This window comes from Psychromonas aquimarina ATCC BAA-1526 (assembly GCF_000428725.1).
Classification (GTDB): Bacteria; Pseudomonadota; Gammaproteobacteria; order Enterobacterales; family Psychromonadaceae; genus Psychromonas; species Psychromonas aquimarina.
The window spans coordinates 1-16,131 of record NZ_AUAM01000045.1 but is presented as its reverse complement, the minus strand read 5'-3'; the positions used below and the strand labels follow the sequence as shown (position 1 = coordinate 16,131).

At 42.0% G+C, this 16,131-nt stretch carries 11 protein-coding genes and 1 rRNA gene; 3 read left to right on the top strand and 9 right to left on the bottom strand.

Features of this window, described 5'->3' with window-relative positions; all coding sequences use genetic code 11:
• Positions 1-85: 85 nt before the first annotated feature.
• The 4 genes from G337_RS0115585 to G337_RS0115570 form a co-directional block, all read right to left on the bottom strand.
• The gene (locus tag G337_RS0115585) at positions 86-799 is read right to left on the bottom strand and encodes an aldehyde dehydrogenase family protein (RefSeq protein ID WP_028864725.1); all 714 of its coding nucleotides are present in this window, start codon (positions 797-799) and stop codon (positions 86-88) included.
• 11 nt (positions 800-810) lie between these two features.
• Positions 811-3,972 carry a bifunctional proline dehydrogenase/L-glutamate gamma-semialdehyde dehydrogenase PutA gene (gene putA, locus G337_RS0115580; RefSeq protein ID WP_028864724.1) on the bottom strand — a complete coding sequence of 1,054 codons (3,162 nt, stop codon included), beginning with the start codon at positions 3,970-3,972 and terminating at the stop codon, positions 811-813.
• 187 nt (positions 3,973-4,159) lie between these two features.
• Complete coding sequence (locus tag G337_RS0115575; RefSeq protein ID WP_028864723.1) at positions 4,160-4,927, bottom strand: helix-turn-helix domain-containing protein; 768 nt, start codon at positions 4,925-4,927, stop codon at positions 4,160-4,162.
• Between the two features lie 276 nt (positions 4,928-5,203).
• A complete protein-coding gene (locus G337_RS0115570; protein WP_028864722.1) occupies positions 5,204-6,088 on the bottom strand; it encodes a LysR family transcriptional regulator in 885 nt (294 codons plus the stop codon).
• A 131-nt stretch (positions 6,089-6,219) separates the two neighbouring features.
• Between G337_RS0115570 and G337_RS0115565 the strand changes: the two genes are divergently transcribed.
• The 3 genes from G337_RS0115565 to lysS all read left to right on the top strand — a co-directional run bounded on the left by G337_RS0115565 (position 6,220) and on the right by lysS (position 8,534).
• Positions 6,220-6,552 (top strand): DMT family transporter, encoded by a 333-nt coding sequence (locus G337_RS0115565; RefSeq protein ID WP_028864721.1) that lies wholly within the window; start codon positions 6,220-6,222, stop codon positions 6,550-6,552.
• Entirely contained in the window at positions 6,545-6,877 is a 333-nt protein-coding gene (locus G337_RS0115560; protein ID WP_028864720.1) for a multidrug/spermidine efflux SMR transporter subunit MdtI, read from the top strand. Before G337_RS0115565 ends, G337_RS0115560 begins: the two co-directional genes overlap by 8 nt.
• 67 nt (positions 6,878-6,944) lie before the next feature.
• The gene (gene lysS / locus G337_RS0115555) at positions 6,945-8,534 is read left to right on the top strand and encodes a lysine--tRNA ligase (RefSeq protein ID WP_157619338.1); all 1,590 of its coding nucleotides are present in this window, start codon (positions 6,945-6,947) and stop codon (positions 8,532-8,534) included.
• A gap of 80 nt (positions 8,535-8,614) precedes the next feature.
• Here lysS and pdxY read toward each other — a convergent pair whose 3' ends face one another.
• From pdxY to rrf, 5 genes are all read right to left on the bottom strand, one after another.
• Entirely contained in the window at positions 8,615-9,475 is an 861-nt protein-coding gene (gene pdxY / locus G337_RS0115550; protein ID WP_028864718.1) for a pyridoxal kinase PdxY, read from the bottom strand.
• An 82-nt stretch (positions 9,476-9,557) separates the two neighbouring features.
• Positions 9,558-11,693: a lysine decarboxylase gene (gene cadA / locus G337_RS0115545; RefSeq protein WP_028864717.1), complete on the bottom strand. Its 2,136-nt coding sequence runs from the start codon at positions 11,691-11,693 to the stop codon at positions 9,558-9,560.
• Between the two features lie 96 nt (positions 11,694-11,789).
• Positions 11,790-13,109, bottom strand: a complete 1,320-nt coding sequence (cadB, locus tag G337_RS0115540; RefSeq protein WP_028864716.1) for a cadaverine/lysine antiporter — start codon at positions 13,107-13,109, stop codon at positions 11,790-11,792.
• A 630-nt stretch (positions 13,110-13,739) separates the two neighbouring features.
• Entirely contained in the window at positions 13,740-15,335 is a 1,596-nt protein-coding gene (cadC, locus tag G337_RS0115535; RefSeq protein WP_028864715.1) for a lysine decarboxylation/transport transcriptional activator CadC, read from the bottom strand.
• Between the two features lie 603 nt (positions 15,336-15,938).
• A 5S ribosomal RNA gene (gene rrf / locus G337_RS0115525) occupies positions 15,939-16,054 on the bottom strand.
• Positions 16,055-16,131 lie beyond the last annotated feature (77 nt).

The window sequence follows — 16,131 nt, the reverse complement described above, 5'->3', positions numbered from 1 at the left end:
CATTTTTATTTCCCTATAAATTTAATAAGAACTGTAAAAACACTTCTGTTACTAACAAAAGCATTTACGCTGGTCATATCTGCAGTTAGTGGTCTCCGCAGCCAAGTTCTAATAACGCGGCATTTCCCCCGACAGCAGTGACATTAATCGTACGGGTCTTTTCGGTAATGAAGCGTAAAATGAAATAGCTGTCAGTAATGGTGCTTAAAGACGTTAACTGCGTTTCTAAAATCAGCTGCGCCAGCAGTCCCTCCCTGTCTGCCAGCTGTCTGTTTAATTTTAACGACTCCGTACTATGACCAGCATAAGCAACCCCGGCAGTAGAGGGTTCAGTGATTAACTGATCCATTGAATTAAGCGGTGCGGCTTGTACCACTGACTTAGGAAATCCAGCAACAATCAGGGTTGACTGAAGCTTCTGTGAAATTTCCTGCAGTTCCTGCGGCAGCGCTAATATAATGCAGTTACCAGCCAGCAGTGCTGTGGAGATCATGCCCACTAGCGCGCTAAGCGGTGCATCTGCACTGCAGTGAATAATAAAAACGCCGCGGCCGGTTGCATATAATTCATTACTCTCTCCCGTCGGACCCGGCATTAATTTTTCCTCGCCGATCAGAGCTAAACCTTGCCGCACCTGATATCTGGCCATTTTAGCCGGCATCAGACCAAAGCTTGCCTGCTGTGCAGTCTCATCTGCCCAGCGCAGAATAAGTTCGCCGCGAACGCCGCAGCCAAGTTCATTCCACTCTTCCCATTTTGCATGCGCCTGTTTAATGATACTGCTGATCTGCTCGTTCATCAGTTGACTCCTTATAAAGACTGAGAAAGCGGGGAATTATTAACGGTAACTGGTTTACTAAAACGCAGCAGATAATGGGGACCTCCGGCCTTCGGCCCGGTACCAGATAAACCTTGCCCGCCGAACGGCTGTACACCAACAACAGCACCAACCTGATCCCGGTTAATATAACAGTTCCCCACCCGGCAGCGTTTTTCAATAGAACGGTAGCCGGCTTCATTGCGGCTGTGAATGCCCATGGTCAGACCAAAACCAGTGTTATTAATTTGTTCGATAACATCATCTAACTGGTCTGCTTTATAACGGATAATATGCAGAATGGGTCCGAACTGCTCATTTTCTAACTGCGCTAAGCTGCTTATTTCAATCGCTATCGGCGCAATAAAATCACCCGACAAACAGCTGTCATCCAGGGATAACTGTCCAACAAGTTTATTGGTTTTAAGCATCTTATCGATATGAGCTGACAGTTTATCTTTTGATTTTTTATCGATAACAGGACCAACATCAGTACTATGCAGATAAGGCAGACCAACTCGAAGCTCCTGCATCGCGCCATGGATAAGGTGAATAATCCGATCAGCAATATCCTCCTGTACAAACAATACCCGTAATGCCGAGCAGCGCTGTCCGGCAGAAGCAAATGCTGAACGCAGAACATCTCTAACTACCTGTTCCGGCAGCGCGGTACTGTCCACAATCATGACATTCTGTCCGCCGGTCTCGGCAATCAGCGTAGCAGGTTCACACGGCCTCTGTGCCAGTGAGCGGTTAATCCTTTGTGCCGTTTCTGTTGACCCGGTAAACACAACACCAGCGATACGCGGATCGGCAGTCAAAGGTCCGCCGACATCAGCACCGCTTCCTGGAAGCAGATGAACCGCCTGAGCCGGGATACCGGCTTCAAGCATCAGTTCAACAGCACGAACAGCAATAAGCGACGTTTGCTCCGCCGGTTTGGCCAGTACCGTATTACCGCTGACTAAAGCAGCTGAAACCTGTCCTAAAAAAATTGCCAGCGGAAAATTCCACGGGCTGATACAGACAAAAACGCCCTTACCCTGGCGTTTAACCTGGCGGGTTACTTCATCGAAACCTGTCACCGTTGTTACAGCTGCAGAATTTCCCTGCGCCTGCTGCGCGTAATAACGGCAGAAATCCACCGCTTCACGTACTTCATCAATACTGTCATGTATTGTTTTACCCGCTTCTTTATGACATAAAGCAATCAGCTCCGGCATATGTTTTTCAAGAAGATCTGCTAATACATTTAAATACTGCGCACGTTCTGCTACCTCTGTCTGCGACCATTGCGGATAGAATTCAAAAGCACTGTCTAGCGCATTTTCAATATTATCTTTGTTAGAAAACAGCACACTACCAACATCAATATTGCGATCATAGGGTGCAGTAACACAATACAGATTATCACCTGCCGGCTCATCACCCGGGTAAAACTTAATACCGTTAACAATCGCTCCCCCCTGCCAGTAAGTGGTCATATGCTGATTAACCGCGGCTTCAAAAGGTTTCGCTTCACTGTCAATATCGATATTAACGCTGTAAGAATTTTTACGATCAGCAAAGATTCTAGGAGGTAAAGGGATCAGACCATTATGCAGTGTAGGGCGGCGAATCAGGGTTTCAACCGGATGTTCAGTAAGTGTTTCCACAGGACAGTCTGCATCAACAAGGCGATGCACAAAGGAGCTGTTCGCACCATTTTCTAATAAGCGCCGTACTAGATAGGGCAGTAAATCCTTATGACTGCCCACAGGGGCATAGATACGGACATTACTGCCGAATATCTCAACAGCATGCTTATATAAAGCATCACCCATTCCATGCAGGCGTTGAAATTCATAATCGTTATGAGTCGCCATAGAAGCCACTGCCGCCACAGTATGAGCATTATGACTGGCAAACTGCGGATAAATCAGGCCTCTAATATGATCACATAACAGAAACCGCGCACAAGCCAGGTAGGAAACATCGGTTGCCTCCTTACGCGTAAAAACAGGATAAGCACGGTAACCATTCTGCTGCGCCAGCTTAAGCTCACTATCCCAGTAAGCCCCTTTTACCAGACGCAGCGGTATGCAGTCCCCCTGCTCTTTGGCTAAAGCGGCTAACCAGGTCAGAACCGGCAATGCCCGCTTAGTATATGCCTGAACAACAAGGCCTAATTTACCCCAGCCGCGGTTAACCTCACTACGGTAAAGTTTTTCGAATAAAACTAAAGAAAGCTCTAAGCGGTCTGCTTCTTCGGCATCAATTGTTAAACTGACATCCAGCTCCCGGGCGCGTTTAATCAAAGCTAAAACCGACTCATACATTTCTGATAATACACGGTCTTTATTAGCGGCTTCGTAACGAGGATGTAATGCAGATAATTTAATTGAAACACTAGCAGCGATTTTAATCTGAGTACTTTTCTGCTGCTCTGCACCAACGGATTCAACAGCAGCCATATAGGCATCAAAATATTTTTGCGCATCAGCAGTCGTCAGAGCAGATTCACCAAGCATGTCATAGGAATAACCATAACCTTTGACTGTGAATGGTCTGCCGTTTTTTTGTGCTTCGCGAATATTTCTGCCTAAGACAAACTGATGGCCCATAATCTTCATTGCCTGGTTCATCGCCTGGCGGATCACAGGCTCCGAGAGCTTATTAACAAAGCGGTTAATAACATTAGAAGACTCAGCATCTTTAGCTGTATCAAGATTAATTACTTTACCGGTCAGCAGTAATCCCCAAGTTGATGCATTAACAAAAGTCGAGTCAGAGTTTTTTAAATGTGATTTCCAGTCAGCCACACTTAATTTATCTTTAATTAAAGCATCCGCAGTAGCCGTATCCGGAATACGCATTAATGCTTCAGCGAGACACATTAGAAGAATACCCTCCCTGGTATCCAGACTATATTCCAGCAGCAGCGCATCAATCATCTGAATAGCCTGTTTATCAGCACGTACTCTTTTGATAAGTTCCGATGCATTATCAGAAATTGAGATTTTTTCCTGGGCGGAAGGAGATGCCATCGGCAGCAGCTGCTTTAACCAGTCATCTTCATCAACCATATACAATGGTGAGATAAGTGACCAGAGTTCATCTAAGGGACGATCAATAAATGATTTCTGCAGTGAATCCTGAGCGATAAATTCAGTCATAATTGCCCTCTAATTATTTATAAAGCGATACCTGTCGGCAGACAATGTTAAGCATATGTTAATAAAATGTACAGATACGTCATCATATTTTCAAAGGGATTTAAAATCTTGTCAAAAACTACGATCAACTTGTCAAAAGGTCTGATTATTACAAAAGTGCCGACATAACGCGCAACTTTAAAAACGGCTATTTGCGGTATTTAGAAGGGGAAATCCCCTGCATCTTAGTGAAGGTGTGCGTAAAACTGCTTTGATTAGCAAAACCACTCGCCTCAGCAATCTGACTTAATGATAACAAGCTGTTTTCCAGCAGCTCTCTGGCTAAACTAAAGCGTTTGTGGAGCAGATATTGATGAGGTGTTTTACCCGTCTGCTGTTTAAAAAGAGCGTAAAACTGGCTTTCGCAGAGAAACACGCAGCCCGCCAGCTGAGCATTACTTATCTTAACGTTAATATGTTTTGCTATATAGGCATCAATACTGTCCATATTGATTCTCAGCTCATGACGCCTGCCGCTATACACATGACGCTGCAGCAGAGCGATTAAGGTACTGTTACAGGCACGGCTCAGCAGCAGATCATCCGGGTTATCCCGCATTTCGACCACCAGCAGGCGGATCAGCTGCTGAATTTTATTATCCAGTTGAAAATAATAACTGCTGGAAAACAGTGCATTAATTCTTTGTAGGTTGTCAAAATCCAGATTTTCTTCACCGGGCAGATTGAGTACCAGAATCTGTGAATCACCAATTCCATTAAACGCATGATCTGAGCTTGCTGTTACAGCACATCCCTGTCCGGGCACAATTATACTGCCCAGTCCTTCAATATTGAATTCAGAGCGCCCTTTTAAACCAATCACAATCTGGTTGTAACTATGATCATGATGATTAATCTCATTAGGAAGAGTAATTAATTCAGCAGGTTTAATAAAATCAGCAGAGATATTTTTCAATTAAGCCCCCTATTGCAAATATATAAAACCGCTTACTCAATAAAAGAACTTATAAAATACGACAAATACTTATGAGATGTTATTACAAATTAATATTGCGCTTCAGGTTTGCTACATACGTCAATTTCGGCAGACGATGAAACTGGACTCGTAAACTTCATCCGCACGTGTCCGTCATTGCTATTACTAACAGACACCGATTTATTAATATATTAATTTAATTAAAATATTCGCGAATATGTCGAGACTGCCATACCGTTAAAAAACAATTCGTTTTTAATGTGATTCAGCAATAAGGTATTGTTCGATCTGCTCTGCAATCCAGTCGGTTACCCTGCCGCGGCAAAAATCGCCCCCGGTTATTTCACCATAAATTTCCCAGCTCATGGCTTTCTTATAACGCAGCACCTTAAGTGATTCGTTTCTTAACTGTTCGGTAATCAGCGGCGCAGGAACTCTCGCCCAGCCGGTACCATTGCAGACAGCATCACGCAAATATTCATAGAATGTTAAACCGATATAATGATTACTAATCGATGCTTCCACTTTCAGCATTCCGTCCATATAGGCCAGTACAATTTCCGTATATAATGCCAGATCACTAGTGGTTAAACGATTACCAATGGTGTGCAGCGGATGTTCAGCAGCGGCAACAGCCATCATTCTTAACTGACCTAATTCCCGTCTAATATGATGCTTATAATCATGGGTATTTGTAATAATACCGTAAGCAATATCGACTTTATTAGTTTCTACATAACCAATCAGTTCCGGCGTCGGCGCTGCATAAATTGACAGTGAGGTATGGGGAAAATTCTTCTCCATATTACCTATGAGTTCACTCCAGAACGCTTCCGGTAAGGCATCATCACGCGCAATCCGTAACGAAGACTCAGCCCCCGCCAAGTGATGTTCGCATTTGGCATGAATGCCTTGAGCCAGGTGAACCAGCCTTTCACAGTCAATGACAATATTTTCCCCGACACTGCTTAACTCGATTTTATTACCGCTGCGCTGCAGTAAACTAACACCAAGTTCATCTTCGAGGGCTGACAATGCGGCGCTTACCGTAGTACGGCTTTTTCCCAGTTTGGCGGCGGCATCTGAAATAGATCCAGTTTTAACGGCCAATAAAAACATTTCAACCTGTATTAATCTCATCCCAACCTCAGTGACGATAAAACCGGCGCTGAGCGGTTTTATCTTTTTAAATTCCAGCTATACACTCAACTCCATAGTAATTAAATCAAGAATTAAATTAAAGTATTATCAAGCACTGACAGGAACTAATTATGTACCACATCATAATGCTGCTATTCGCAATTATTGCCGAAGTTGCCGGCACTATTTCAATGCGCTATTCAGCTGAAAGTAACCCGGCTGCAGGCACATTGGCAATGATTACATTAATAGCTTTATCTTATTTCTTATTGTCAAAAGCCATTCAGAAAATTCCATTAGGTGTCGCTTATGCTATTTGGGAAGGTGTGGGGATTGTACTCATCATGCTCATAAGCAGCTATCTATTTGATGAAATGATCACGCCGGCTAAAACTTTCGGTGTTGGTTTGATCGTCGCTGGACTTATCTTTATCAACTCCGAGGAAGGACACGCTCATGGATAATATAAAGCTTATACACATATTATTTTTATGTATGTCAATACTGCTGGATATTGCTGCCAACTACTTTTTAAAAGTTTCAGAGGGCTTTAAACATAAAGTACCCGGTATTTTTGCCATCTTATTAGTTGCAGCCGCATTTATCAGTCTCGGCCAGGCAGTACACTCAATTCAACTCTCCATTGCTTACGCAACCTGGGGGGCCGGAGGAATAATCGGTACGTTATTAGTAGACAGCTGCTTTTTTGGACAGACGATTGGACGGCGCTGCCAGATAGGCGTGCCGCTGTTAATTTCAGGCATCGTAGTACTGCAGTTTTCCCACTGAACTTAAACATTTAATAAACAACAATCTTATAAACATTAATTAATAAACCCCATAAAAGAGGCTATATATGTTGGAAACCATTCAAAATCCAGAAATCGATTGTCAAAGTGAAGTAACGCAACATGCTCAAACATTAGCTAAATTGCCTAAACAGGATAATCACAGCCTGGAAATTGATCTGCAAAGTGAAGTAGAGCAACGCCGCCAAAAATTAGGTGAATTACGTAAAGAAGGTAATGCATTTCCTAATGAGTTCCGTCGTGATGCAATATCATCTGACTTATCAGCCCGTTATAATGATAAATCAGCTGAAGAACTGGCAGAATTAAACCTAACGGTAAAAGTCGCGGGCCGTATCATGACCCGCCGTATCATGGGTAAAGCCAGCTTTGTAACACTGCAGGATATGGGCGGCAAAATTCAACTTTACGTAAGCCGTGATAACCTTCCTCAAAACCTCTATAACGACCAGTTTAAAAAATGGGATATGGGCGATATTGTCGGTGCAGAGGGAACATTATTCAAAACCAAAACCGGTGAATTAACAGTTAACTTAGCAAACATTGAATTACTGACTAAGGCTCTGCGTCCACTGCCGAATAAATTCCATGGCCTGGCAGACCAGGAGACTCGTTACCGTCAACGTTACCTTGACCTTATTGCAAATGAAGATGCCCGAAACACATTTACAGTACGCTCACAGGTAATTAACGGCATTCGTAACTACTTAGTTAAAGACGGATTCATGGAAGTAGAAACGCCAATGATGCAGGTGATCCCAGGTGGTGCCTCAGCACGTCCATTTATCACCAATCATAATGCCTTAGATATGGATATGTACTTACGTGTATCTCCAGAGCTATATTTAAAGCGTTTGGTTGTCGGCGGCTTTGAGCGTGTATTTGAAATCAACCGTAACTTCCGTAACGAAGGAATTTCAACCCGTCATAACCCTGAATTCACTATGCTTGAATTCTATATGGCATATGCTGACTACAAAGATCAGATGGCTGTTACTGAAGGAATGCTGCGTACCCTGTCTCTAGACATCCTGGGCACTACGTCTGTACCCTACGGTGATCATGTATACGACTTCGGTAAAGAATTTGATAAAATCTCAATGATCGATTCGGTGTTGAAATACAACCCGACTATAACTACTGAGCAGCTGACAGATATGGATGCAGCTGTTGATGTTGCAAAAGGTCTTGGTATCAAAATAGATCCGAGCTGGGGCCGCGGCCGTGTGATCACGGAAATTTTTGAAGAAACTGTTGAAGAAAAATTAATCCAGCCGACCTTTATCACAGAGTACCCTGCTGAGGTATCACCTCTAGCACGCAGTAACGATAAAGATAACTTCATTACAGACCGTTTTGAATTCTTTATCGGCGGCCGTGAAATCGCCAATGGTTACTCTGAGTTAAATGACTCAGAAGACCAGAATCAACGCTTCAAAGACCAGGTTGAAGCTATGGATGCTGGTGATGATGAAGCTATGTTCCATGACGGTGACTTTATAACAGCGCTGGAACACGGTCTACCGCCAACGGCAGGTCAAGGCATTGGTATCGATCGTCTGGTGATGTTATTTACTAACAGCCATACCATTCGCGATGTGATCTTATTCCCGACATTACGTCCGCAAAATAAATAACCATCACTAACCAGCAGTATAATTAACAAGGCAGCCGTCAACGGCTGCCTTTATCATTTCATAATCCTGACAATAAAATATTACAGCTTAGTCGCCGCAATCCTAACAAGCGGCTGAGCAAAATCCTGCTGCGAAGCAATTAATTGTAATTCGTACTCTCCCTGCTTATAGGTTTCTTGTAATACGGCATCCACGGCGGCATTAGTCAGTTCAAACGCACGCACAGGGCTTTTCCCCGTTAATAAGTTCGCTAACATAACAGCGCTGATCAAATCACCAACCCCGACAGGTGAACGTGAAAAGTTATATAACGGACGAGAAATATGGAAATAACCTTCAGCTGTCGCTAATAACATTTCAAAGTTATCTGTAGATAATGCCGCTTTGCTTAGATGTTTAACTAATACTATTTTTACACCTTGTTTCAGTAATTTCGAACAAGCCAGCATAACCTGATTAATATCAGTAACAACCATATCTGTCAGCGTTTCTAACTCTAATAAATTAGGCGCAATAATATCTGCCTGATGTAACGCTGCATCCTTAAAAAAATCCATCACTTCGGGTACTACAATACAACCTTTTTCAGGGTGTCCCATCACGGGATCGCAAAAATAAACGGCTTTTGGATTATGCTTTTTAGCCTGCTGTACGGCATAAAGCACTTCATCCCCCTGTGCGGCAGAGCCTAGATAACCACTAAGTACAGCATCACAATGCGCCAAACTGTCGATATCAGCCAAACCATTAACTAACTCTTTGATATGATCGACAGGCATAACCATGCCCTGCCAGCCCTGCTGATACTGAGTATGATTAGAAAACTGCACAGTATTTATCGGCCATACCTCCATCCCCATTCGGCGCATGGGAAAAACAACGGCGCTGTTACCCGCACAACCAAATACCACATGAGACTGAATTGAAAGAATAGATTTCACAAATAACACCTCAATAGAAAACAAAAAAGAGGGCGTTATGCCCTCTTATAATTTAAACCCCAAATAATAAGTAAAATACCGTCTAGTCTTCCTTTAATACCTTCACAGTATAAGTACCGTCGGATTGACGATATAGACCATGAATATCGGTTTCAAAACCTGGGAATTCAGTACCTATATCACATAACATTTCAAGGAAATCAAGCACTGGACGAGAGGTTTCAGTGACCATTTCACCCGGCAGGATCAGCGGTACACCTGGAGGGTAAGGTAAGATCATATTCGCATTAACACGATTAACACACTCAGTTAATTTAACTTCTTCAGTGTTACCACGAAGCTCCTGCTGCCAGGCTGCATTCGGCGTGATTTTAAGCTCCGGAAGTACATCAAACGCCTTAAACATAAGTTCAGGCAGCTTAAATTTCTTCATCATTTCATGAATATCTTGAGCTAACTCCTGGATATGCATACCTTCGTAAAAGCGTGGATCCTCTGCGTACAGTGACGGAATAAAGTTCTTCACTGTTAAGTTAAGATCAAAACCACGTTTAAACTCAGTCAAACCACGAAGTAACTCTAGTGCTTTAGCTTTATCGATACCAATTGAAAATAGGAACAACAGGTTATATGGACCTGTTTTCTCAACAACAATACCGCGTTCATCGAGAAATTTAGAAACCAGTGAAGCGGGAATACCCGTTTCTGCAAGTGCATCATTTTCCATACCCGGAGTCATCAATGTTACTTTGATCGGATCAAGGTACATATGGTCAGAATCGATATCTTTAAAACCATGCCATGTTTCTTTTGGATCCAGATTCCAGCATTCTGTAGTCTCAATATCTTCAGGCTGCCATACATTAAAGAACCAGCCTTCACTTTGTTGTTCAAGACGTTTAACTTCTTTACGGAAACGAACTGCACGATCAATTGAATCCTGCATCAGTTTCTTACCAGTATGACCACGCATCATTGCAGCTGCGGTTTCTGTAGACGCAACAATTGAGTATTGAGGAGACGTCGAAGTATGCATCATAAATGCTTCATTAAATGTTTCTGTATCAACATCACCTTTAATATGGATCATTGAAGATTGTGAAAATGCAGCTAACAGCTTGTGGGTAGACTGTGTTTCATAAAACACTTTACCCGGCATCGCATTACCGCTCATACCGCATTTACCTTCGTAAATATGATTGAAATTAGTATAAGGAACCCAGGCACTGTCAAAGTGAATAAATTTAGTATCCAGTGTCTCTTTAATGTACTGAGTGTTATATAACAGACCATCATAAGTTGAATTAGTAATCACAGCATAAGACGGCATAACAGCACCAGGTGTAGCGGCCACTTTCTGCTCAATCACTTCACGGCTGAATTCACTTTGTGGAATGCCGCCTAAAATACCGTATGCATTACGTGTAGGTCGGAAGTAGATCGGAGTAATATCACTCATCATTAACAGGTGCGTTAATGATTTATGACAGTTACGGTCAACTAATACAGTGCTGCCTGACGGCGCAGAGAACATGCCGACAATTTTGTTTGCCGTCGAAGTACCGTTAGTTACAATATAAGAGTGATCTGCATTAAATGTCTTTGCAATGTACTCTTCAGCCTCTTGATGCGGACCACTATGATCAAGCAGAGAACCTAATTCAGGCATAGAAATTGAAACATCCGCTTTAAATGCATTAGCGCCGTAGAAATCATAGAAGATACTGCCTGCAGGGCTCTTCTGGAATGCAGTACCTCCCATATGCCCTGGCGTACAAAACGTGTACTTACCTTCATCTACATAGTTAAATAATGCCTTGGTGAATGGAGGCATAATTTCATCTTTATAAAGGTCAATTGCCTGATTAATTTTAAGTGCAATATCGTCGCCCATGCCTAGAGTATATTCAAAGAATGATACATTTAGACGAAGATCTGTTAATGATATATCTAATGCCGACTGCTCATTAGCAAAAGCAAATACAGGTAGTTTTTCGTTCAGATGGTTAATATCTTCACACAGCTTCAGTGAATATTTATCCCAGTCAAAAATTGCACCACAGATACGCGGATTCATTTCAATCATTTTGATCAGGTCTTTATCATCAACAGGATAAACAACCTGGTAACCAGCAGCTTCTAGTGAAGCATGTAATTGACGGATAGGCTCTTCTTTAAAGAACACGCCCATATGGTTTAGTATTGCAATAATGTTCATTTTTAAATCTCCAAGACGAATGAAGACGCTCGCTATCAATAGATAGAGATAAGAGAGCGCCTTAAATTAATTAAATAGGTTTATTGAAATTGAGAATTAAGCAGAAGCCAGAGCTGGCTCGGTCTGAGAAAGACCTTTTTTCTTTCCGTAAAAAACAAGAATAATCAGTGATACTAAGAAGGTACCAGTCAGTGCAGAAGATTCAGCACCAGCCAGTGCGACTAGACAAAATAGACATGCAATACCAGAGAACAACATGACGAATACACTGCGTGTAGTCATACTTTCGAAGCGAATTAAGTTAATGCTTGTATAGAGGTAAGGCAGCATAGTCAGCAGTACAGCAATCGTGGTTAACTGATTGAACAGGTCACCAGTATTTGATGAACCACTAAACATGGTGATGAAAGCCATAAGGATGGTCATTTTTACAGATGCTAGAATTAAACCTTTTTTAGCAACACCGGTTTTATCTGTTTCACCGTATACTTTTGGGAAGTTACCATCGGTAGCTGCACGTTTACCGGCTTCACCCACTAACATCATCCAAGAACCCAGTGATGTAAAGCATGCTAGTGCTGTAAATGCTGCAACAAACGGAGCCGACCAGCCGCCAAAAATAGAGGTTGTTGCTAAAGCAAACGGTGCACCTGACGCTGCAACTTCAGCTGCAGGGAACATACCGGAAATAACTTGAGTTGACAGGATATAAATAACACCCGCTAATGCAGTCCCTAACATTGTTGCTAACGGTACTGTACGTTTAGGATTTTTAACCATACCAGATGATACTGCTGCTGATTCAACCCCAACGAATGACCATAAACAGATTAATACCGCATGGATAATAGCGCTTGAATCGCCGGCTGATGAAACATTCCAGTTCTGGTTGTAAATAGCGGTATCAAAATGAGCCCAACCGACAGTTGCCGTACCAACAACAGGGATAAGAATAAGTACCAGACCTAATGTACATAAACGGCTAACCCAGGTACCGCCAAGCAGGTTAATAAAAGTAAAAATCCATACCGAAGCAATAGTGGCGACTGCAGCTGGAACTGGGCTGGCTAAAAAAGGAAAGAATACTGAAAGGTATGAAACACCGGTTATAGCAATCGCTAAATTACCAATCCAGTTAGCGTGATAATATAAAACGCCCGTTTGAAAACCGAGGACTGGCGCAACATCACCAGCATAACCAATAGGCCCACCTTCCTGCGGATCTTTAGTAGAAAGACGCGCAAATACAAATGCTAGGCTAAGGGCCCCGACTAAACAGATAATCCAACTGAATATAGACACAGATCCAACGGCAGCCAAAGAAGCAGGTAACAATGCGATACCACTTCCCATCATATTACCGGCAACAACACCGGTACAGGCTATTAAGCCTATTTTTTTTGCATTAGATGACATTTCATCTCCCAAATTTTATCAAATAGAGCAGTGCGCTCAGTTAGCAAATCATTTAATTAGGTGGTGATACTGCAGAGATAAAATAATGTGACTCGGCACCCACCTGACATTTCGGATGAGAGATTACGCCTAATCAGGGAGAAAAAAATAAGGGTAAAGTGAGCAATAAAATCATTAGAAAATAACCACCCGACTATATATCCATTACAAAACAAAAATATAAACCCCACTAAAAACAAGGAGTTGATAGCGTGATATTTATATAAGTTTATATTTCTTTATAGCGAGTGATTTATCAACATCGACTCTTACGCTGAACAGCTTGCAAATGACCGAAGATTTATTGAGGGTGATTATAAAGTGGTTAAAAAAAGGTTGATATGTGTTCAAGAAAGGCAGGAAAAGCAAGGAAAATATTATTGGAAAGGAAAGAAATACACCATAAGGTGGTTAATAATTAATTATTTTTAAAACGTACAGTGAAATTTTAATAAGCCTGAAGGGCATGAATATTGTTGGCATGAGTTATCGGGGAAATTTTGGCAATAAGCCCCTGATTTAGCTTTTTATAGGTAGCAGCAATACCTTAAATACAATAACCCCGGATAAACCGGGGCATAATGGCAGTAATTATTTCAGTTTAATTGAAGTGGGATTGACAACACTATGCATAAACCAGGCAATAACATCAAGGTTGCTATGAAACGCTAAATTTAAACACAACTGGTAAGTCTCTAAAGAAGCATCAATATAGAAGGCTTGGGTATATGCATCCCCCGCGCTATCAAGATCACCTCTTAATTCTGCAAGTTTTCCAAGAATAATATAATATAAGGGCGATCGTCTTTCTTTACCTGCAAGAGCGATAAAATGATTTGCCTTTTGTATATCCCCTTTCTGCAGAGCTTGTAACGCAAACGCTTCATACTCTCTGCCTAAAAGGTGATTACTTCCAACATCAGCATAATTAGCGAGCAGCGCTTTACCTGCTAACTTAACTTCTTCAATAAAATCCTTGCTCGGCGATAATGATGCTAATACATTATAAGCAATGTAACGTTCGGCCAGCAGTAAACCATTATTAGGCTCTACAGCTAATATTTCCTCAAATAATGTAATACCCTGCATGAATAACTCAACATCGGTTTGAGTAGTATAGTGATAAGCTATAAGCAGCTTAGTTAATATATTCTGCTCTTCAGGTAGTTTTGCCATAACATTATTGAGCTGCAGCTCTGTAGCATTAATATTTAGTGCCGCCATTAAATCCCAGGATGCCTGACGCAGGTTATTATATAACTCGCCATCTGAGATGAGATATTGTCGACTAAATATAAGACGATTGGAGGCATTATTATGATAATTTATATCAAGATAAGACTGCCCCTGCTGCTTAGCAACTATTACACTGACAACTTTGCCGGGTAAGACTCCAGTTGTAAACGCAGCTTTTTTTAGCTGTACACGATAATCACCGAGCATTAGAACATCCGACATTAGCTCTTGAGTTATACCGTCAGCAAGGTACTCACTAGTAACATCAGAACTCTGACTTGCATGATAGCTAAACTCAACAACTTGCGTATCGAGTACTTTGGTAATATCAGGCTTCCTCTGCACATAAGTACATAAAAAGATAATAGCGATTAACGTCGCCAACAAAAAAGCATCGAAAATTTGCAGTTTATAGCGTTGATAAAAGGTAAGCTGGTCATCATGCTTGGCTTTTTCCGCTGCCGCATGGTTAGAAATGTGTGTAACAGCACGTGTCAATGGTCCGGCAGGGAATGCTGTAATGGTTGGCTCATTATCATCCTCACTCTCGTCAGCTGATTTTTTTTCCTCAGTAATGTCAGATGCTGATACTTCAGCCTGTTGTTTTAATTTACTAGCATCACTAGTCGTTAGCGGTATTGTTTCTGCAACTAATTTATACCCTCGTTTGGGTACAGTAGCAATAAACCTATCGCAGTCTACACGGCCGTCTTTAAGTATCTTACGCAGCTCAAAGATAGACTGAGTGACGACTTGATCTGTAACAATTGCACCATCCCAGACATGCTCAATCAGCTCTTCTCGACAGAACACTTCCCCTGGTGATTGTGCCAAGAAAGATAATAAATTAACAAGACGGGGTTCAACTGTAACCTCACGCCCTTGGCGATATAATTTATTTTCTTCAACAATCAATATCCAGCTGCTGATTTGAAAACATAAACCATTCATAAAAAGCCCTTAAAACCACTTATTCATCGGGATGTGTTGAGTAATGGTTACAATCAACAAATCAAAAACCAGGTTAGTTAACCATGCAGACAAAACCTGCAGCATCACGCAAAAAGATAAATTGACAGCAGTTTATCTAATTGCAGCACAAAAAAACACAAAAGCCAAGATCAGCAGTTTTAGAGGCACCATTAAAAGACGTAAAAAAACCCTGTCGAGATAAACTCAACAGGATTTAGCATGTGTTGCTTATAAAGAGCAAGCTTGGCAATGGTCAGAATTCGCAGAGCTCAACACCGACTATCACATCACAGGAAACCAACTTCGTTGGTACTCCTAACCTTTCCCCATATGCGAGTAACTCAAAAACTAAAAGCAGTAATAACGAAAAAAACATTCCTTCAAAGAAGGAATGGGCTTTATCTGGATTTGATTAGCTAGCTTGTGCAACTTTGTGGCGATGGAACAGGGTTCGCAGAGCTCAGCCACTCGTGACACATCGCTGTCGCGATACTCGCCCTACTCTAGAGTAGGTCAAAACATAAATCGCAGGAATTAAAAAAGCCCCACCAGAACTAACCAGTGGGGCTATTTTAATTAGGCGCTTGGCGATGACCTACTCTCACATGGGGAGACCCCACACTACCATCGGCGCAGCTGCGTTTCACTTCTGAGTTCGGAATGGGATCAGGTGGGACCACAGCGCTATTGCCGCCAAGCATAAAACTTTAATTAGGAAAGCCTCGTTCCCATGCGCAGCAAAGGAATGCATAGTCACGTTTTTTGTTCTATCAAT